Annotated in this window: 18 protein-coding genes; 8 read left to right on the forward strand and 10 right to left on the reverse strand. The window is 61.6% G+C overall.

Going from position 1 to position 19962, the window contains the following annotated elements; all coding sequences use genetic code 11:
- Positions 1–111 precede the first annotated feature (111 nt).
- A complete protein-coding gene (locus BcanWU425_RS24955; RefSeq protein ID WP_204510885.1) occupies positions 112–1215 on the forward strand; it encodes a DNA topoisomerase IB in 1104 nt (367 codons plus the stop codon).
- A gap of 38 nt (positions 1216–1253) precedes the next feature.
- Positions 1254–1391, forward strand: coding sequence for a hypothetical protein (locus tag BcanWU425_RS24960; protein ID WP_018459404.1), 138 nt, complete (start codon positions 1254–1256; stop codon positions 1389–1391).
- 182 nt (positions 1392–1573) lie between these two features.
- On the opposite strand, the gene BcanWU425_RS24965 is transcribed toward BcanWU425_RS24960, so the two are convergent.
- The 5 genes from BcanWU425_RS24965 to BcanWU425_RS24985 are packed head-to-tail and all read right to left on the reverse strand — an operon-like array spanning position 1574 to position 6516.
- Positions 1574–2365: an endonuclease/exonuclease/phosphatase family protein gene (locus BcanWU425_RS24965; RefSeq protein ID WP_231188639.1), complete on the reverse strand. Its 792-nt coding sequence runs from the start codon at positions 2363–2365 to the stop codon at positions 1574–1576.
- 47 nt (positions 2366–2412) lie between these two features.
- The gene (locus tag BcanWU425_RS24970; RefSeq protein ID WP_085352716.1) at positions 2413–3222 is read right to left on the reverse strand and encodes a carbohydrate ABC transporter permease; all 810 of its coding nucleotides are present in this window, start codon (positions 3220–3222) and stop codon (positions 2413–2415) included.
- A complete protein-coding gene (locus BcanWU425_RS24975) occupies positions 3219–4127 on the reverse strand; it encodes a carbohydrate ABC transporter permease (protein WP_094183382.1) in 909 nt (302 codons plus the stop codon). Before BcanWU425_RS24975 ends, BcanWU425_RS24970 begins: the two co-directional genes overlap by 4 nt.
- A gap of 57 nt (positions 4128–4184) precedes the next feature.
- Positions 4185–5438: an ABC transporter substrate-binding protein gene (locus BcanWU425_RS24980; protein WP_085357364.1), complete on the reverse strand. Its 1254-nt coding sequence runs from the start codon at positions 5436–5438 to the stop codon at positions 4185–4187.
- A 58-nt stretch (positions 5439–5496) separates the two neighbouring features.
- The gene (locus tag BcanWU425_RS24985; RefSeq protein WP_085357362.1) at positions 5497–6516 is read right to left on the reverse strand and encodes an ABC transporter ATP-binding protein; all 1020 of its coding nucleotides are present in this window, start codon (positions 6514–6516) and stop codon (positions 5497–5499) included.
- A gap of 233 nt (positions 6517–6749) precedes the next feature.
- On the opposite strand from BcanWU425_RS24985, the gene BcanWU425_RS24990 reads away from it, so the two are divergent.
- Entirely contained in the window at positions 6750–7553 is an 804-nt protein-coding gene (locus BcanWU425_RS24990; protein WP_204510883.1) for a DeoR/GlpR family DNA-binding transcription regulator, read from the forward strand.
- 189 nt (positions 7554–7742) lie between these two features.
- On the opposite strand, the gene BcanWU425_RS24995 is transcribed toward BcanWU425_RS24990, so the two are convergent.
- Positions 7743–8768, reverse strand: a complete 1026-nt coding sequence (locus BcanWU425_RS24995) for an aldo/keto reductase (protein ID WP_204510882.1) — start codon at positions 8766–8768, stop codon at positions 7743–7745.
- Between the two features lie 201 nt (positions 8769–8969).
- Here BcanWU425_RS24995 and BcanWU425_RS25000 point away from each other — a divergent pair, with 201 nt between their 5' ends.
- A complete protein-coding gene (locus tag BcanWU425_RS25000; protein ID WP_204510881.1) occupies positions 8970–9869 on the forward strand; it encodes an SMP-30/gluconolactonase/LRE family protein in 900 nt (299 codons plus the stop codon).
- A 15-nt stretch (positions 9870–9884) separates the two neighbouring features.
- On the opposite strand, the gene BcanWU425_RS25005 is transcribed toward BcanWU425_RS25000, so the two are convergent.
- From BcanWU425_RS25005 to BcanWU425_RS25020, 4 genes are all read right to left on the reverse strand, one after another.
- Positions 9885–10844 (reverse strand): ABC transporter permease, encoded by a 960-nt coding sequence (locus BcanWU425_RS25005; protein WP_204510880.1) that lies wholly within the window; start codon positions 10842–10844, stop codon positions 9885–9887.
- Positions 10841–11953, reverse strand: coding sequence for an ABC transporter permease (locus tag BcanWU425_RS25010; RefSeq protein ID WP_007596118.1), 1113 nt, complete (start codon positions 11951–11953; stop codon positions 10841–10843). Before BcanWU425_RS25010 ends, BcanWU425_RS25005 begins: the two co-directional genes overlap by 4 nt.
- Positions 11946–13487 (reverse strand): sugar ABC transporter ATP-binding protein, encoded by a 1542-nt coding sequence (locus BcanWU425_RS25015; RefSeq protein ID WP_204510879.1) that lies wholly within the window; start codon positions 13485–13487, stop codon positions 11946–11948. Before BcanWU425_RS25015 ends, BcanWU425_RS25010 begins: the two co-directional genes overlap by 8 nt.
- A gap of 66 nt (positions 13488–13553) precedes the next feature.
- The gene (locus tag BcanWU425_RS25020) at positions 13554–14684 is read right to left on the reverse strand and encodes a sugar ABC transporter substrate-binding protein (RefSeq protein WP_231188641.1); all 1131 of its coding nucleotides are present in this window, start codon (positions 14682–14684) and stop codon (positions 13554–13556) included.
- A gap of 688 nt (positions 14685–15372) precedes the next feature.
- On the opposite strand from BcanWU425_RS25020, the gene BcanWU425_RS25025 reads away from it, so the two are divergent.
- The 4 genes from BcanWU425_RS25025 (at position 15373) to BcanWU425_RS25040 (ending at position 19962) form a co-directional block, all read left to right on the forward strand.
- On the forward strand, positions 15373–16374 hold the full coding sequence (locus BcanWU425_RS25025; RefSeq protein ID WP_007608730.1) for an autoinducer 2 ABC transporter substrate-binding protein: 1002 nt from the start codon (positions 15373–15375) through the stop codon (positions 16372–16374).
- 102 nt (positions 16375–16476) lie between these two features.
- Entirely contained in the window at positions 16477–17961 is a 1485-nt protein-coding gene (locus BcanWU425_RS25030; protein WP_204510877.1) for a sugar ABC transporter ATP-binding protein, read from the forward strand.
- A complete protein-coding gene (locus BcanWU425_RS25035) occupies positions 17954–18958 on the forward strand; it encodes an ABC transporter permease (protein WP_204510876.1) in 1005 nt (334 codons plus the stop codon). Before BcanWU425_RS25030 ends, BcanWU425_RS25035 begins: the two co-directional genes overlap by 8 nt.
- Positions 18955–19962 (forward strand): ABC transporter permease, encoded by a 1008-nt coding sequence (locus tag BcanWU425_RS25040; RefSeq protein WP_085352707.1) that lies wholly within the window; start codon positions 18955–18957, stop codon positions 19960–19962. Before BcanWU425_RS25035 ends, BcanWU425_RS25040 begins: the two co-directional genes overlap by 4 nt.

Here is a 19962-nt window from a genome sequence, read left to right on the forward strand (position 1 = left end):
CCACTGATCCACACCTCGCGTCCACCGACCTCCGAGCGGAACCAACCGGTGTCTTCATCCCTTTAGAAAGAGTGGAGCCTCGATCCCAGGGTGCTTCCGAGGGACCGGCCCATGCTCCGACAAACCAGCAACGAAGAAGAGGTTCTGGACCGCACCGCCGAGGTCGCGGCCACCATCGCGGAAGAAGGCCTCCGGTATGTCAGCGACTCCGCGCCGGGGTACACGCGCAAGCGGACTGGAACCACTTTCAGCTACTACGACAAGGACGGCAAGCGAATCACCGATGCCGCCGTCATCCGACGCATCAAAGCAATCGGCATCCCGCCGGCCTACGAATCCGTGTGGATCTGCCCGTCTTCGAACGGCCACATCCAGGCAACCGGGCTCGATGCGCGGGGCCGCAAGCAGTACCGCTACCACGCAAAATGGCGCGAGTTGCGCGACCAGAACAAGTACGAGCACATCATCCAGTTCGCGACCGCGCTGCCAGCGCTGCGGGAGCGGGTCGCCGCCGACATGAAGCGGGACGGACTGCCCCGCGAGAAGGTGCTGGCCACGATCGTCAGTCTTCTGGAGAAGACGTTGATCCGGGTGGGCAATGCCGAGTATGCCGAGCAAAACAAGTCCTACGGGCTCACCACCATGCGCCGCAAGCACGTCGCGATCGGGCGCGGCGTCCTTCGGTTCGACTTCACGGGCAAGTCGGGCAAACAGTGGAAGCTTCGCGTCGAGGACAAGCGGATAGTCGCGATCGTGAAGCGCTGCGCGGAGATCCCGGGACATGAGCTCTTCAAGTACCTGGACGAGGACGGACAGCCCCGCACCGTCGATTCCGGCGACGTCAACGCCTACATCAAGGACATCACGGGCGAGGACTTCAGCGCCAAGGATTTTCGAACTTGGGCGGGGACGGTTCTGGCGGCGTTGGCGCTTGCCGAATTCAAGAAGTACGACGGCCAGGCCGAGGCCAAGCGCAACGTCGTCGCCGCGATCGAAAGCGTCTCGAAGCAGCTCGGCAACACACCGGCGATCTGCCGCAAGTGCTACGTGCACCCGGAAGTCCTGAACGCCTACATGTCTGGTGACCTCGTGAAGATGATTGATGCCAAGATCGCGCAGAAGTTCAAGCGCCAGTACGCCAAGCTCACTCCCGACGAGATCGTGGTGCTGGCATTTCTCCGCAAGCGTCTCAATTCTCTGAAGGCGCCCGCCTAGCCTCGCGTACCAGTCTCCGGACGCCCGCGTCCTCCTCGATGCTTGCGCGCACGCCTCGGCAGGTGCCGGAAGCTGTCGAAGGCGAACAGAAGCTGGCCGGCGTGCTTGTTATTGTCGGCTTGCTTGCCGCCTTCGCGCTTTCGGCCAAACGTAAAAGGGCATTGGACGCCTTCTGAATCAATCACGTGTTGGCCCACCTGCCAGAGTGCATAAATTCAGGCGCGGCTTTGAGGTCAGCCGCCGTCGCGTTCATCGTGGCGTGCCATTCTTTTTTGTTTGACCGAGTTCAGACGTATCGCGACGTAGACCGAGGAAGCCCCCCTTGCAACGACAGCTTTTTAGTAGCTCCTCTATTCCTCTATTCCGAAACTTCGATTGCAATGGGTTGGTGATCGGATGCATCCGTCGCTTCGTTGACCTCGATGCTGCGAACGTAGCCGGTCAAATCTTCCGTCACGAAAATGAAGTCGCGGCAGTCGGGCCCGTCGGCCCACTGCGCGCGGTCGTAGATTCCGCAAGTCGGCGCACGCGCGCGGCCGGGACGATCGGCGGTCCATGCATCCCGATACGCCAGACGAGGCCGGCCAGATCGGGCAATCAATGCGTGCTGAGGGTCGGCAACATCAAAATTGAAATCACCACACAGCAGGCTCGACGCCGCGACGGTCTGACTTCCATATGGCTCATCGTGCCGGAAGCCGGCCTGCCTCGGACTCATTGACGCGTCCTCCTGCAAATCCAGCAGGCGAGCGATCTGCGCCTCGCGCTGGCCGGCCGAATGGAACTCGGGATGCGTGTTGACGACGCGGACCGCGCCAAACGAGGCCTGAACCGTCACCTCCAGGGCGTGACGGCGCATGCTGCGCACCGCGGCTACGCCCGGCCATGGCAGCAGATGGTTTGCAATCTGCAGCACCGGCAACCTCGACAGCGTCATGTTACCGAAGCGATGGAGGTTGCCATCAGGATCGACAGTTTCGATCGCGGGCCGGAATATTGCGGAGTAGCCGGGCAAAAGGGCTGCCAGCTGTTCGCTCTGATCCGCTCCATCACCAAATCTCGAGAAGTTCGCGCTCACCTCCTGGAAGCAGAACACGTCCGCATCGAGCGTCTGTCGAGCGACGGCAACGATCCTTGCCAGATCGGTCACGCCGTCGCAGCCCTTTCCGCACTGTATGTTCCAGGTGAGAAGTCTCATTAACGGATGCCTGCACGCATGAATGACTGGACGAACTGACGCTGGAACAGCAGAAACGCGATCAGCAGCGGCGCCATCGTCATCACGGTTGCCGCCGTGATCACTGACCAATCCACGCCGGTCTCAGGCGCGCCGAACACGGCAAGCCCCACGGTGAGCGGCCGCGCTTCCACCGAATTCGTGACGATCAACGGCCACAGGAAATTGTTCCAGTGATAGCTGACGGAGACGAGGCCAAAGGCGACATAGGTCGGGCGAGCCAGCGGGACATAGACCCGCCACAGGATTCCGAGCGGACCCGCTCCCTCGACCCGCGCGGCTTCGACCAACTCCTGGGGCACCCCCTTGAAGGTCTGCCGCAGCAGGAAGATGCCGAAGGCGCTCGCGAGATAGGGCAGCGCGATCGCAGGGATCGTATCGAGCAATCCCAGCTTGGCGATCGCGCGGTAGTTCTCGACGATCAAGACGTCGGGCATGATCATCAGCTGGAGCAGAACGAGGGCGAAAGCGATGCCGCTGCCCCTGAACCTGAAGCGCGCAAAGGCATAGGCGGCCAGCGTCGACAGGATGAGCTGACCAACCAGGATCAGCGTCACCAGCACCACCGTGTTGAGATAGTACCGAGCGAACGGCGCCTGGTTCCAGGCCCGGGCAAAATTCTCCAGCGTCCAGGGCGCGGACAGGCTGAACGACGTGGCGTAAGCGGCCGGATGCAGCGCGCTCCAAAAGGCATAGGCCAATGGGGCAAGCCAGATCAAAGCCAGGAGCCATGCTGCGACGGCCTCAATGGGGCGTGTCCGGCCTCTCATTGATAGTGGATCCTGCGATCGAGATAACCGAACTTGATCAGCGCAACCGAGCTCAGCAGCATCAGAAGCACAACCGTCAGCGTTGCCGCGTAAGAGGAATCTTGGAAGGTGAAGGCAACCTCATAAATGTAGTAGAGCAGCAGCGTGCTGGCGTTGTTCGGACCGCCCTTGGTCATGATGACCAGATGGTCCACCAACTTGAAGGAGTTGATGACTGCGTTGATCGCCACGAACAACGTGGTCGGCATCAGCAATGGGAACGTGATCCGGCGGAACGTGTACCACCGGCTCGCGCCTTCGATGGACGCGGCCTCTTCGAGGTCCGGCGAGAGCTGCTGCAGCGCCGCCAGGTAGAAGATCATGAAGAAGCCGGCCTCCTTCCAGATCACCATCACGATCAGACAGCTCATCACCGTCGAGGGATCGCCCAGCCAGTTCCAGCCACCGAGACCGAAAAGGCCGCGCAACTGATCCAGCAACCCGTAATCCGGCGTGTAGAAGAACAGCCAGATATTGGCGACGGCGATCATCGGCAGCACGGTCGGCGTGAAATAGGCCAGTCGCAGAAAGCCGCGGCCGCGTATGTTGCGATTGACCCAGATCGCCATCACCAGGGCCAGGGCAATCGAGGTCGGGATCGTGCCGAGCGCGAACCAGAAATTATTGACCAGCGCCTTCCAGAAGATCGGATCGGCCGCCATGGACCGATAGCTGTCAAGCCCGACGAAGGCCTCCGTGCCATTGCGGCGCGTGACGAACAGCGAATGCCGGATCGTCGCCAGAATCGGAAAGTGCGTGAATGCGAGTAGCAGGACGGCCGCCGGCAGCAGCAGCAGCCAGGCATTCACGGTGTTCCACCACGCTTGCGATCGGGCACGGCGCGGGGCTATTGGCGATGAGACCATGGAGTCGGACATCTGTGAGCCGGCGGGATGGCGGTGGCGCGCCATCCCGCCACGTCCCTATTTGTAGGCGCGCAAGACGCGGTCGGACTGCTGTTGCGCGGCGGCCAGCGCTTCCTGCGGCTTCTGCGCGCCCGTGATCGCGGCCTGCACGGCATCCCCGATGAACTTGTAGATGCGGCCGTTCTCATGAACGGAGAGCTCCGGCACCGCGTGCTCCAGCTGATCGCGCGCAACTGTGGCCTGCGGGAAGGCCTTTGCGTAGGCCTCCATCGTCGGCGTCTTGTAGGCGGCCGGCGACACTGCCACGTAGCCCGTCTTCATGCTCCATTCGGCCGCGCGATCCGGAGCCGTGATCCATTGAATGAACTTGACGGCCGCCTTCTGCTGTTCGGGAGACGCACTCTTGAAGATGTAGAAATTGCCGCCGCCGGTCGGTGATCCGCGCCGCTCCCTGGCCGGCAGCATGGCCACACCGAACTGGAATTTCGCGGCGTCCTTGACCGCCGTCAGATTGCCGGTGGTGTGCCACATCATCGCCGTCTTGCCTTCGAGGAAATCGTTGCGCAGCGTCGCCCAATCGATGCTGCCGGCCGGGGCGACGTTGTGCTTGCGCGACAGGTCGACCCAGTACTCGAGGGCAGCGACCGTCTTCGGAGCGGTCAGATAGACCTCGTTGCCGGGCTCGTTCATCATCTTCTGCCCGTTCTCGATCGCCAGCGCCTGCAGCATCCAGTAGGCATATCCGGTCGAGGGAATTTCGATGCCCCAGCGCGTCGTGTTGCCGCCATCCTTCTTGACCAGCTTCTTCGACATCTCGACCATTTCGTCCCAGGACGCCGGCGCCTTCTCGGGATCAAGGCCCGCCTCCTTGAAGGCGTCCTTGTTCCAGTACAGCACGATGGTCGAACGCTGGAACGGCACGCTCCAGGTCTTGCCGTCGATCTGCCCGTTCGCCATGAACGCCGGATAGAACTCCTTGAACCAGGCCTTGTCGCCGACGAGATCGTCAAACGGCACGATCGCGTTCTCGTCCATCAGCGTGAACACGTCGGTCGACAGCAACACCGACAGTTGCGGCGGCTGCCCGCCCTTCATGGCGGTCATCGCCTTGGTCATCGTATCCGTGTAGTTGCCGGCATAGACCGCCGTCATCTTGATGTCGGGATTGTCCTTCTCGAAGCGCGAGACCATGTCGTCGATGATCTTGGTGACGGGACCGCCGACCGCGACCGGATAGTACATGGTCAGATCCACCGCGGCAGCCGGGCGTGCAGCCATCGAGAGTACGGCAAACGCCGCTGCCATCAACATCGTTCGTCGCGCAAACATGGGACAATCTCCTTCGTTACTGCGTTTGAAACAGCCGCTGCTATCGACCGGATATCGCCCGCTGGCCCTCTGTGACGATGGTCTCCAAGCGAGTTTCCGAACTTGAATCGAACCGATGCTCGAGCCCGGGTTCCCACGCGATCCGGACATCCTCGCCTGGCCGAACCTTGCTGAAACCTTCGAGCCGCACCGAGATGGGCTGACCATCGACCTCGCACAGAACGATGCTGTCGGCCCCAAGATGCTCGATCGCCCTGACGCGCGCAAAATGGTCCCCGCCCGACACGATGCGGATATGCTCGGGCCGGATGCCGATGAGATGATCACCCTGGCGCAACAGGTTCATCGGCGGCGTGCCGATGAACCGCGCCGTGAATGCCGTCGCCGGCCGGTTATATAGCTCCTCTGGTGTGCCATTCTGCTCGATACGACCATCGCGCATCAGCACGACGCGATCCGCCATCGTCATGGCTTCGGTCTGATCGTGGGTCACGTAGACCATCGTCATTCCGAGCCGCTGTTGCAGGGCGCGGATCTCCGTCCGCATCTCATGCCGCAGCTTGGCGTCCAGATTTGAAAGCGGCTCGTCCATGAGGCAGACCCGCGCTTCCGCAATGATGGCTCGTCCCAGTGCAACCCGCTGGCGCTGGCCGCCAGATAGCTGCGACGGCTTGCGTTCAAGCAGATGCGCAAGGCCAACAATCTCGGCCACACGCCGGAGCCGCTCGTCTCGTTCCGCGCGCGACACGCGACGCACACGCAGTCCGAAGACGATGTTCTCGGCTACGCTCAAATGCGGAAACAGCGCATAGGACTGGAAGACCATGGAGATATTCCGCTGCGCCGGGGTCAGATGGGTCACGTCGACGCCGCCGATGGCGATCGTACCGGCATCAGCATCCTCAAGCCCGGCGATCAGCCGCAGCGTGGTCGACTTACCGCAGCCGGACGGTCCCAGCAGCACAAGTAGCGAGCCCTCGTTCGCTGTCAGACTGACGTCATCGACGGCGCGCATCGCGCCCCAGAACTTGGAGACATGACTCAGCGTGATCGCTGACATGGCCTGTTCGCTCTCACCGTGATGCGGCTACGCCGCTGGCGACGGCTCGCTGCAACGGACCCATGCAAGGCCGCTCACCGCAGACAGACCGGTCCATGCGCCCTCCCTCGTGCCACGCGCATTCGTCGGCGTAGCCACCACGATGTTCATTTGAACATAGCGTAACGCCATATGAAACCAGAAAATTGCGTCCTTGGAGTTCAAATGATACTTTCGTTGAGAACGGAGGGCCTATGCTCAGGACCGCCACGACCCGTCAGACCCACATACTAGAGATCGTGCGCGAGCAAGGCTTCGCCTCCATCGAGCAGCTCGCGGTGCGTTTCGATGTCACTCAGCAGACCATTCGCCGCCTCGTGAATGCACTCTGCGACCAGGGCCTGCTCCGGCGGGTGCATGGCGGGGTCGGCCTCCCGGTCCAGAACCAGAACCTCGCCTATGGCAGCAGGCACAGGTTAAACGCCAGCGCGAAACGGCGGATCGCGCACGCGACCGCCAACCTCATCCCTGACGGGACGTCACTGATGATCGGACTTGGCACGACGCCCGAATACGTCGCGCAGGCGCTCTCCCGCCGTCGGGATCTGCGGGTGATCACCAACAGCCTGAACGTGGCCGCAGCATTCGCGCACAATCCGGACGTGGAGATCAGCATCGCGGGCGGCACGCTGCGGCAACTCGATCGCGATATCATTGGCGAGTCGGCTGCGCGCTTCTTCGCGGGTTTCCGCGCCGACTTTGGTATATTCGGTGTCGGGGGGATTGATGAGGACGGCACGCTGCTCGATTTCCATGCCGATGAAGTCAAGGCGCGTCAATCCATTGTGGCCAATTCGCGAACGTCCGTGCTAGTGGCCGACATCACCAAGTTCGGTCGCAATGCGACGGTCCGGGGCGGCCATCTCGACGACTGCCACCATCTCGTCATCGATGATCGATTGCCTGGATCGTTTAAGCCAATCGCGGACAGGTATGGCGGTCTGATCCACACGGCCCGCGACGCCCGCGCAGATTTCGAACGCCTTGGCCATACCTAGCGGACAACATAGACTCCCTTGCTCAGATCGATCGCGGACTTCAACGCACGGCCGACAATCCGCGCCGCAATCGGCACTGAGCCAGTCCCACGTGCCGCGCACCTACGGGGGCGAGCCCGAGCGGTGGGGAGCTGTTTTCCCGGTGATCCGAGCCCTCGGCTTGAACCAATTCAAGCGTGTTCATCCGGTCTACCTCGGAACAGGCGCTTCCGATTCCAGCAGGGACGCGGCCTTGAGATCGCTCCAGAGCGCGCCCGGCACTGTGGTGGTCAGCGCTGCCACATTGCGCTCGACCTCCTGCGCATTATGCGCCCCGAGAACCACGCTCGCGACCGCGGGATGACCCAGCGCAAAATGTAGAGCGGCCGTCGGCAACGCTACGTCATGAGCTGCGCAGATACGCTGGATCTCAGCAACCTTCGAAAGGATCTGCGGCGGTGCGTCTTGATAATTGTACTTGGCGCCCTTGATGGCGCCCGTCGCCAGAATCCCCGAATTGAACACGCCGCCAAGCAGCACCGCGATGCCCTGCTTCAGCGCCAGCGGCATGAACTCCTCGAGTGCTGGCTGCTCCAGCAGCGAATAACGCCCGGCGAGCAGCATCACCTCGAAGGACCCGGCCTGCGCAAAGCGCACGCACATCTCCGCCTCGTTGACGCCGATCCCGATGCCCGCGACCACACCTTCGGAACGAAGTTTGTCCAGCGCTACATAGGCCCCGGACATCGCTTCGCGAAACCGATCCTCGATCGCGTCCTTACCGTGGGTCCACACATCGACATCATGGATCAGCAACAGGTCGATCCGGTCGGTGCCAAGCCGCAACAGCGACTGCTCGACCGAGCGCATGGTGCCATCATAGGAATAGTCGACGACGGCTCGGTGCGGCTGTCCACCAATAAATCCGGACCGAGTCTCCGGCTGGTGAAACGGATCCATCCAGCGACCAGTTTTTGTGCAAAGCACCACATCCTTGCGCGGCACGCGCCGGAGCGCCGTTCCGCAGCGATGCTCCGACAGGCCGTTGCCATAGTGCGGCGATGTATCGAGCAGATTGATGCCGAGCTCGAAGGCACGGCTCGCTGCGGCAATTGCAGTGTGGTCGTCGAGCTCGAGAAAGAGATCGCCGAGCGGTGCGGTTCCGAACCCGAGGATGGAGACTTCGAGACCGGTCCGGCCAAGTGTGCGGCGCGGCAAAGCTGATTGCGAAATCATGGTGGATTGCTCTTCCTTCTTCGCGCCTTGATCGCGCGCTCGTCTCATTGCAGCGACGCGCAGCGTATGTATTTGCCGTCGGGTGTCAACGCGAGGATTGCGGGTCTCGTACAAGACTATTCCGCTCATACATTCGGGTTGCTAAGAAAAGCGGAACCGGCGCGCGGGCACTTCACGACCTGCGGCAACGAAGGAGGAACGATGCTCCCCTATGTCACGCACGATCCACGCTTTGCCCGCCTGGTCTTTGGTCACGCCAATCTCGAAAAACTCACCAGCGGCTGCCGCTGGGCCGAAGGACCCGCTTACTTTCCGGCCGGCCGCTATTTGATCTGGTCCGACATTCCGAACAACCGGATGATGCGCTTCGACGAGACGGATTCATCGGTGTCGGTGTTCCGCTCGCCGAGCTTCAACTCGAACGGCAACACGACCGATCGCGAGGGGCGGCTGGTCACTTGCGAGCACTTCATGCGCCGCGTCACCCGGACCGAGCATGACGGCTCCATCACGGTGCTTGCCGAGCAGTTCGAAGGGCGTCGGCTGAACTCGCCCAACGATATCGTGGTGAAATCGGACGGCTCGATCTGGTTCTCGGATCCGACCTACGGCATCGACAGCGATTACGAGGGCCGGCAGACCAAATCCGAGATTGGCGCCTCCAACGTGTACCGGATCGGTCCAGCGGGCGGCGAGATCAGCCTGGTCGTCTCTGACCGCGTGCAGCCGAACGGGCTGGCGTTCTCGCCAGACGAGAAGCTGCTTTATGTCGCCGATACCGGCGCGACCCACGTCGACGGGCTGCCCGCGACGATCTGGTCCTACAAGGTGCAGGGAGACAAGGTCGCTGAGCCCTCGCTGTTTTCCACCTGCCCCGACGGGCTCTATGACGGATTTCGCTGCGACATCCATGGCAACATCTGGACGTCGGCGGGACGGAGCGTGTTCTGCTACGGGACCGACGGGACGCATATCGGCACGTTCCCGATCGGTGAGATCGTGGCGAATGTCTGTTTCGGCGGTCCACGGCGCAACCGCCTGTACATTTGCGGACAGACCTCGTTGTATTCGATCTTCCTCAATACGCGCGCGGCCGTGTAAGCTTAGGCCGGCCATCTAGCTCGTGACGCGTTCGCCCCGCCCGTAGACGAGCAGCATGAAGATGATAACGAGACCATAGATCACCTGGCGGCCCGCCTCCGGCATCTCCATGATCGACAATACGCTGTTCAGGAGCACGATCAGGACGACGCCGATCAGCGTGCCGAGATAGCGGCCGCGGCCGCCGAGGATGTTGGTGCCTCCAATCACGACGGCGGCGATCGAGGGCAGCAGATAGGCGTCTCCCATGCCTTGGTAGGCCTTGGTGGAATAGCCGGCGAGCAGCACGCCCGCGAGCGCGGCAGCAAGGCCGCAGAGCACGAAGCAGACCACCGTGACGCGGCGCGTGTTGACGCCGGCCAGATAGGCCGCCGCCTCCTTGTTGCCGATGGCGTAGATGTAGCGGCCGAGCGACATGCGCTGCAGGATGACGACCACCAGCACGGACACCGCGGCCCAGACGAACAGCGCGTTGGGAATGCCGAGCGTACGATCGCCCGCCAGCATCCGCATCAGGTCGGTCGCCCCGGTCTGCGGTGCATAGCCGCCAGTATGCGCGACCATCAGGCCGCGCATCACGGCGTTCACGCCCAACGTAAAGATCATCGAGGGGACCCGCAGATACGCGACCCCGACGCCGTTGACGAGCCCGACCAGAACGCCGACCCCGAGCCCGACCGGAATTGCGAGAGGACCGCCGACCGAGGTCGCCATCATGGCCGCGGCGGCGAGCGTCCAGGGCACCGACAGATCGATCTGCGCGATCAGGATCACGATCATCATGCCGGCCGAGACGATCCCGAGGAACGCACCGATCTGCAATTGCTGCAGAAGATAGGCCGGAGACAACAGGGGAGCGCTGCCGAAACGGGCGAATGTGTAAACCGTACCCGCGACGAGAATGACGACGATGAACACCGCCGCAATCAGGATCGGGCGATCGTCGCGCGAGAGGCTGAATGAGGCCGCCGTCATCGAAACAGCTCCAACGTGTTCTTGACGCGCAGCATACCCAACGCGCCGATGCTGACGGCAGCGAGCAGGATCACGCCCTCGAACAGCGGCTGCAGAAGAGGGGCAATGTCGAAGATGCGGAAGAAGAAGGAAATCACGCGCAAGACCATGGCGCCGAAGATCGACCCGATCGCACTGCCGGTTCCGCCAAGCAGCGACGTGCCGCCGATCACCACGGAGGCTATCGAGTTGAGCGTATAGGCGCCGGCCTGCGGAATGTCCGCATTCCCAGACGAAGTCTGGATAGCAAGGAAGAGACCGCCGCAGCCGGCGAAGAAGCCCGCGAGCGTGAAGGCGGCGATCTTGGCGCGCTCGATCGGAAGGCCGGACATATAAGCCGCGCCCTCGGCCGAGCCGATCGCATAGACGGCGCGGCCGAGAACGGAGCGGCGGAACGGCACCCACACCAGCAGCGGAATGAGAACGAGAAGCACAAAGGGCACAGGGATCCAGGCGAACGGCGCAAACCAGGCAGCCGCGCCATCGTCGAAGATGTGCACGGTCGAGGCGAAATCGCCGAGCGAGTTAGTCAGCGCCCAGTTCAGATCAACATCGATCTTGCCGCCCGGGGTCGGACGCAGGAAAAGCGCGATGCCGATGTAGACCGCGCCGGTCGCAAGCGTCGCGATGATCGGCTGGATGCGCCCATAGACGACGACGCAACCATTGATAAAGCCGGCAGCCGCGCCGATCGCAAGGCACACGGCGATCCCGAGCAGAATGCCGCTCACGCCGCCCGGAAAGGTGCCGAGGCCGAGATGCACGCCGAACATGTCGAGATGCAGCGGCGCACCACCTGCCGCGCCGGTCAGGAGGTAGCTCGCAAAGCAGCCCACCATGGTCATGACCGCTCCGACGGAGAGATCAAGGCCCGACATCAAGACCGGCACTGTCTGCGCCATCGCCAGCATGGCGAGCGCAAAGATTTCGTCGCCATTCTGCACCAGCACGGCGGAGGAGAAACCGCGGGGATGCGCGGCGTTGTAGAAAATGTAGAGGGCACAGAACAACAGGATGGCGGTGACCAGACCGATGTTCTGGCGGATCCTGATCGCGATATCGTCAAGCATGCGCCGCCCCCGCTGCGGTATCGGTGTCGACATTCAGGGAGCTTGCGACAATGTTGGTCTCGGTGAGGTCGTCGCCCTCGAGCTCGCGCACGATGCGGCCGTCATACATGATGACGACGCGGTCGCAGCAGCCGATCAGCTCGTCATAGTCGGTCGAGTAGAACAGGATTGCGGCGCCCTGGTCGGCGAGTTCGCGCATCAGCCGGTAGAGCTCCTGCTTGGTGCCTACGTCGATTCCGCGCGTGGGATCGTTGAGCAGGATGATGCGCGGATCGGTCATCAGCCATTTGGCGAGCACGACCTTCTGCTGGTTTCCGCCCGACAGCGTCGAGACCGCATCACTCGCTGCGTCCAACTTGATCTGTAGCCTCGCGATGGCTCGCTGGATCGCGGTGCGTTCCCGGCCGGTATCGATGAATGGGCCAGTGGAAAGCGCGTCGAGCGATGCGATCGCAAGATTGTCCGCGATCGACATCGGCAGCATCAGCCCTTCGGTCTTGCGGTCCTCAGGGACGAGCGCGATGCCGACCGATTTTGCCGCCGCCGGGGAGCCGGGACGTACTTCGCGATCCGCCACCGTGAGGCGACCAGTGACACCGCGCAAAACACCGAACAGCGCAAGCAACAGGGATTTCTGGCCCTGCCCGTCGAGACCGCCGAGCCCGACGATCTCGCCGGCGCCGATGCTCAGTGAAATGCGATCGAGCTGCCTCTCCCAGCACAGGTTCTCGAGCGCCAGCACCGGCTTCGCGGCATTTCGCGCCGGCTTGGGCGGATACTGGGCCGCGATGTCACGCCCAATCATGAGCTGGATGATATCGGCGGTCGAACGCCTCCCCTTGTCGAAGGTCTCGATATGGCGGCCGTTGCGAAACACCGAGGCCCGGTCGGCGAGCGCCTCGACCTCGTGCATGCGGTGCGAGATGTACAGGATTGCGACGCCCTCGGCCTTGAGCCGCGCCAGCATCGCATAAACCTTCTCCACATCGGCGCTCGTCAGTGCCGATGTCGCCTCGTCGAGGATCAGCAACTGCGGCCGCTTGCCGAGCGCCTTCGCGATCTCGACCACCTGGCGCCTCGATAGGGGCAGATCGCGCACGCGCCTCAGGGGGTTGACGTCCTCACAGCCGATCTCGGACAAAAGCTCTTCGGCGCGGCGGCGCTGCGCCTTCGCATCGATCAGGCCGAACCGCCGCGGCGGGGATGCAATGGAGATGTTGTCCGCGACCGAGAGGTCGGGCATCAGCGATAGTTCCTGAAAGATGCAGACGACACCGGCCGCATTCGCCGCCGACGGCGTGGCGAAGCTGACCTCGCTCCCCGCGAGGCGCATGCGACCGCTGTCGGGCTGCACCACACCGGCAATGATCTTGATCAGGGTCGACTTGCCGGCGCCGTTCTCGCCCAGCACGGCATGAATCTTGCCGCGTTCGCAGGCGAAGTCGACGCCTTCAAGCGCGCGAACGCCGGCATAGCGCTTGGAGATGCCGGCAAGCTCCAGGAAGGCGGATTGCGTCGGATCGGCAGCCGGCATGGCCGGGCCTTCACGCAACGACGGCCCGGCGAATGCCGGGCCGTGACAGAGACATCGCTGGAGCCGTCACTGGGTGTTCTTCTCGCTCTGCGACATGATCTCCGGTGCAGTGAAGTTCACGCCGCACGGTGTGAACTGGTTCGGCGCAAAGAAGTTGGCATTGAGCTCGGGCCAGTAATTCGTGCCCGGCTTGAGATCCTTGTAGGTCGCCACTGGAATCGGGATCGAGATCAGCTGCGGCATAATGTTGCCCTGCAGCGCCGAGATCGCCGCCTTGGTCGCGATCGCCACCAGCGCCGGCGACTGGCCGTAGGACATTCCCTTTAGTCCGTCCTTGGCGTGATCGGCAATCTGTTTACGGTACTCGTTTTCGCCCTCGCCCGACATCGGCACAAAGGGATGCTTGGCAGCCATCAGTGCCTGCACGGTGCCGTCGGATCCGCCTTGGGTGAATACTCCGTCGAAATGACCATGCACAGCTAACGCATCTGCAGTCACCTTCTGCGAGGTGCCGGTGTCCCAATTACCAACCACCTCGGTGATTTTGAAGCTGTTGCCGGGCGATTCTATTACCTCGCGGAAACCGAGATGACGATCGCGGTCAACGGAGTTTCCCGGGAGGCCACGGACTTCGAGGATGTCGCCGGATTTCTTGCCGCTCTCGTCGATCAGCCATTTGGCCGACATGCGGCCCATTTCCTTCTGGTCCTCGTTGACCATCATCACCTTGTCGGTGTCGAGGACGTTGTCGAACGGCACCACCACGACGTTGTTCTTGTCGGCAAGACGGATGATGCGATCAAAACCGTCGGGAGCTACCGCAATGGTAACGATTGCGTCGAAGCCTTGGTTGATGAAATCCTCCATCGCGCCAAGTTGCGCCGCGACATCGGTCCCGGTGGAAACAACCTTTAACTCCTTGATGTTCTCCTTGATACCCGGCTGATCGGCGAAAGCCTTGGCAGTCTTCACCATCTGGATGCGCCAGGTGTTGCCGACAAAACCGTTGACCAGCGCGATTCTGTAGGGGCCCGCCTTCTTGGGCCACTGAAAGAATTTGGTCTCGGACGACCACGGCTTGAAGCAGGCGGGGTCGGCGCCGGGACCGGAGACGACCTTTGGACCTGCCAGAGCACTCACCGATGACAACAGCAAGCCGGCGCAAGCCAGCTCCGCCAGACGAAGCGTCCACACCATGTCGTGTCTCCCTGAGCGTTTGTGTTCCACCCTAACGCGGCGCGTAGCCATGCCGGGAATTGACCTTCCCATGCGCGTGTCGGGCTAGGATGGCACGCAGCTTGCGATGCTGACAAGCCGAGGGCGGACGCTCCGGCGCGAGACACGATCTGAACGCACGGCCAAACCGACGGCAATTGTGGAAGCAGAAAACGTAACAATGACAGTCGGATGTTCGTGGGCGGCAAGGGATTGTGCAACGGCGAAGCTGGCGATGGCCGGGCTTTCATGGTGGCATCCACGCGCGTGACGAAAAAAATGACACTCAGGGAAAAGTGTGAATCGCTACGCGAAGCCGAACGAAGCCCGCTTGCTGAAGCCGGGTTTTGAAAACCAGAGGCTGGGACTACTTGCTTTCGTCCGGCGGCCTGGCGCTCCTCCGCTAAGATAATGGCTGTAGCAACGCCGATCGCTCGCAGCTCCTCACTCAGCAGCTCGACGGCGAGATCAGGTATCGCACCGCGACGGTGGCTGGCGAACATGTCACTTGCTTGACACGTTCTGAAGCGCCGGTCTCTAATGTCCTTCAAGGTCCTGCGGTTGGACAGGCAACACTTTCTGCCCCCAAGCAAGAACAGGCTCGACTGCCCCACCCAGCGACTGTCAGGTCAAGGGTGCGGAATCCAAGATCGTTTCCTGGGAGGGAACAATGGACAGACGCCAGACGCTCAAGCTGATCGGTGGTACGGCCGCGTTGGCCGGTGCCGGTTTTCCGGGCTTTGCCTTTGCGCAAGCCCAAAAGGAAATGGTCACGGTCGTGAAGATCGCGGGAATTCCGTGGTTCAACGCACTTGAAAAGGGAATCCAGAAGGGTGCGAAGGATTTCAGCATTAATGCCACTATGGTTGGCCCGGCGAACGTCGATCCGGCACAGCAAGTAAAGCTGCTTGAGGATCTGATTGCCAAGAAGGTCAACGTGATCGGCTTGGTGCCGCTTGATGTAAAAGTCTGCGAGCCCGTACTGAAGCGCGCCCAGGCCGCCGGAATCAAGGTCATCACGCATGAGGGTCCGGAACAGGAAGGCCGTGACTGGAATGTGGAATTGATCGACTCCGTTCGGTTCGGCGAGGTGCAGATGGAACGTCTCGCCAAGGACATGGGCGGCGAAGGTGATTATGTGGTTTATGTCGGGACTCTTACGACGCCACTTCACAACAAATGGGCCGATGCCGCGATTGCCTACCAGCAGAAAAATTTTCCAAAAATGAAGCTCGTCGCCGACCGCTTCCCTGGCGCCGACGAGATCGACACCAGCCAGCGCACGACGCTTGACGTGATCAAGGCCTATCCCAACCTGCGTGGTATTCTCGGCTTCGGTTCGAACGGACCAATCGGGGCCGGAAATGCTGTGCGTCAGCAACGTCTTGGCAAGAAGATCGCCGTTGTCGGCACTGTACTGCCAAGCCAGGCGAAGTCGCTTATCGCGGATGATACGATCCGCGAGGGTTTTCTGTGGAATCCCACCGATGCGGGTTACGCGATGGTCGCGGTGGCCAAACTCGTGCTCGATGGCAAGCCGATCACGGATGGCGTCGATGTACCCGGCCTTGGCAAGGCAGCCGTCGACGTTGCAGGAAAGCAGATCAAGGTGGACAAGATCATGCGCATCAACAAGGAAACCATCGACGGTCTGATCGCGGGAGGGCTCTAGGCCGGACCGGTTTAGTCGCCTCGTCGCGCTGCATTCCCGGCCCTTCCGGTCGGGAATGCGGGACCACTCGAGTGATCGCACGACTCCATTGCAGGCGAACCTTTGGTGACTTTCCTGGAAATGTCCGGCATATCGAAGCGCTTCGGCGGCGTGCACGCGCTCCGCGACGTCGATCTCACTCTGGAAGTCGGCGAGGTGCATTGCCTGGTCGGTGAAAACGGCTCCGGCAAGTCCACCCTGATCAAGATCATTTCGGGCGTCGAGGCACCGGAGCCTGGCGGCCGTATCGCAATTTCCGGCAAGGAATATCCTAAACTGAACCCGGTCTACTCCACGCATTGCGGCATTCAGGTCATCTACCAGGATCTTTCGCTATTCCCCAACCTCACCGTCGCCGAGAATATCGCGATGGCGCACCATCTTGGCGGCCTCCATTCGGTGAACTGGGCCTCAATGCGCGCCGCCGCGAAGGCCACAATGGCAAAGATCGGCGTTGCGTTCGACCCGGACGCGAAAGTGTCAGAGCTCAGCATTGCCGGACGCCAGCTGGTCGCGATCTGCCGCGCCTTGGCTGCGGATGCCAAACTCCTGATTATGGATGAGCCGACGGCATCGTTGACCCGCCACGAGGTGAACGCCCTGATCGCGCTCGTAAGCGAGCTGAAGCGTGCCGGCATCTGCGTCGTTTTCGTCAGCCACCGTCTCGATGAGGTGCTTGAAATCGCCCAGCGCGTAACGGTGCTGCGGGATGGCGCCAAAGTCGGTACTTTTGCCGCAGACACAATCGATGGGCGGAAACTCAGCCAGCTGATGACTGGCAAGTCCTTCGAGTATCAGATACAGGCGCCTGAGCTTGCCGCTGGCCCGGTTGTGCTGGAAGTTAAGGGCCTGGGCCGCGAGGGCGAGTATGAGGATGTAAGCTTGCAGTTGCGCGCGGGCGAAGTAGTGGGTCTCACCGGTCTGCTCGGCTCAGGGCGAACCGAATTGGCGCTATCCCTGTTCGGCATGAAGCCGCCCGATCGCGGCACTATCGCACTTGACGGGCGGCCCATCGCCCTCCGTACAAATGCAGAGGCGATCAATCGAGGGATCGCCTACGTATCCGAAGATAGGCTTACGCTTGGTCTCATCCTGAATCAGTCCGTCACGGCGAACGTCACGCTTGCGGTGCTGGATCGTCTGGCTGGCGCGTTCGGCCTGATTGCCGCACGCGCGCGACAGACCCATGTCGCTCGGTGGGTTGCTGAACTCGGGATCAAGGTCTCCAATCCCGCCAACCCGGTGAAGACGCTCTCCGGGGGCAACCAGCAGCGGGTCGTGCTCGCCAAATGGATGGCGACCAATCCGCGGGTGCTTATCCTCGATAGCCCCACGGTGGGCGTCGACATCAGCGCCAAGGACGGCATTTACGAAATCATCCGGCGGTTGGCCCGCGACGGCGTCGCGGTCTTGATGATATCGGACGAAATCTCCGAGGTCCTTTATCATAGTCATCGCGTCCTGGTGATGCGGGATGGTCGTTTGACAACCGACGTGCCTGCCGCAGCCACTTCCGAAGATGCGCTTGGGCAGGCCGTCAATGCCTGAATCGCACATGGCATCATTCGGCAGGTTTCGTCGCAGCCATGAGTTCTGGCTGCTGACAGTCATCCTTGGGCTCTGCGCCAGCTTGGGCTTCGCGAACGCCCAATTCCTGACCATGCAGAATCTGTTTGATCTGCTGACCTCCTATGCATTTGTCGGCATCCTAGCGCTCGGGCTGCTGGTCGTCCTGATCGCCGGTGGAATCGACATCTCATTCACCGCGACCGCGTCGGTGGCGCAATATGTCACACTTTCGCTTGCCAATGCTTACGGGGCGAACTGGATCGGCGTCTTCGCCATCGCGATTGGAATTGGCGGTGCGCTCGGTGCCCTCAACGCGATTTTCATCCAGAAACTTCGAATACCATCGATCATCGTTTCGGTCGCGACGCTGAACATCTTCTATGGGCTTCTGATCTTCTTCACCGGCGGCAAATACATCTATTCGTTGCCCGACTGGTTTGCGACCGGAATATTCTGGTTCGAGTTCGAATGGGGCAAGGATAGCTCCTACGGTGTCAATCTGCAGATCCTCGCGCTCGTGCTGGCATTTCTCGTCACCTGGCTCCTGCTTAACCGAACCAATATCGGCCGGCAAATCTATGCCATGGGAGGCAATACCGACGCCGCACAGCGGCTCGGCTTCCACATTTTCGGCCTCAATATACTGGTCTATTGCTACATGGGTGTCATGGCCGGAATCGCCTCCCTGATTCAGGCACAACTCGCGCAGTCCGTTGCCCCGACGGTGCTGGTGGGCAAGGAACTCGATGTGGTCGCTGCCGTCGTGCTCGGCGGCGCCAGCCTGATGGGCGGCGTCGGCACGGTCTTCGGCACGTTTTTGGGCCTGACACTGCTCGCGGTACTCCAAAATGGAATCATTTTGCTGGGCGTTTCGTCCTACTGGTCGCCGTTCTTCGTCGGCTTGGTTATTCTCATTTCGGTCTCTGCGACCGCCTGGTCGCAGCGCGAGCGGCGAACCCGGAGCGCGCCCCGATGAGCAACGCCCCTGCCCTCTCGCTTCGCCGGCGCATGGTCGGTCTCGCCAGCAGCGGCACAGTCGCCACCCTCATCCTGCTGTTGTTCGCACTCTGGGTCGTGTTCGCGATCACGATCGGCGATCGGTTCTTCTCGGTCAACACGCTGCAATCCATGGCTTTCCAGATGCCCGAACTTGGCATCCTCTCACTGGCGATGATGCTGGCCCTGCTATCTGGTGGACTCAACCTTTCCATCATCGCAACCGCCAATCTGTCCGGACTGACCATCGCCTTCCTGCTGACGCGCTACATCCCGGGGAGCCAGGGCCTTGCCTGGGTCGGCATTCAGGTCTTTGCGATCGCTGCAGGATTTGCAGTGGCTGCATTGGTCGGCCTCCTCAATGGTTTTGTCATCGCCTATCTCGGCGTTTCGCCGATCCTGGCCACGCTCGGCACGATGACGCTCTGCAAGGGTCTCGCGATCGGCCTGTCGCGCGGTAACGTCATCTCCGGATTCCCGGAGCCGATTGTGTTTATCGGCAACGGAACGGTTTTCGGGGTACCCTTTGCTCTGATCGTACTTGCGTTCTGCGCCTTGCCCGTCGCGCTCATGCTGAACGCGACGCCGTTCGGTGCAAAGGTTTACATGATCGGCTCGAACGAGAAGGCGACCCGTTACTCCGGCGTCAATACCCGCGCCGTCCTCCTCAAACTCTATTTATTTTCCAGCTTGCTCGCGGGCGTGGCGGCGGTCGTCATGTTGGCACGTTTCAATTCGGCCAACGCGGCATACGGCGAGAGCTATCTGCTGGTCACCATTCTCGCGGCCGTGCTCGGCGGCATCGATCCGTTTGGCGGCTTCGGCAAAGTCGGCGGGCTATTGCTTGCGTTGATCATCCTTCAGGTGATCTCCTCGGCATTCAACCTTCTGAACCTCAGCCAATTCCTCACGCTAGCGATCTGGGGTGGAATCTTGATTGCCGTCGCGGCGGTTCCTCATGTCGCCGGCAAAGCGCCGCGGTAG

The organism is Bradyrhizobium sp. WU425 (assembly GCF_021052305.1).
GTDB lineage: Bacteria > Pseudomonadota > Alphaproteobacteria > Rhizobiales > Xanthobacteraceae > Bradyrhizobium > Bradyrhizobium canariense_D.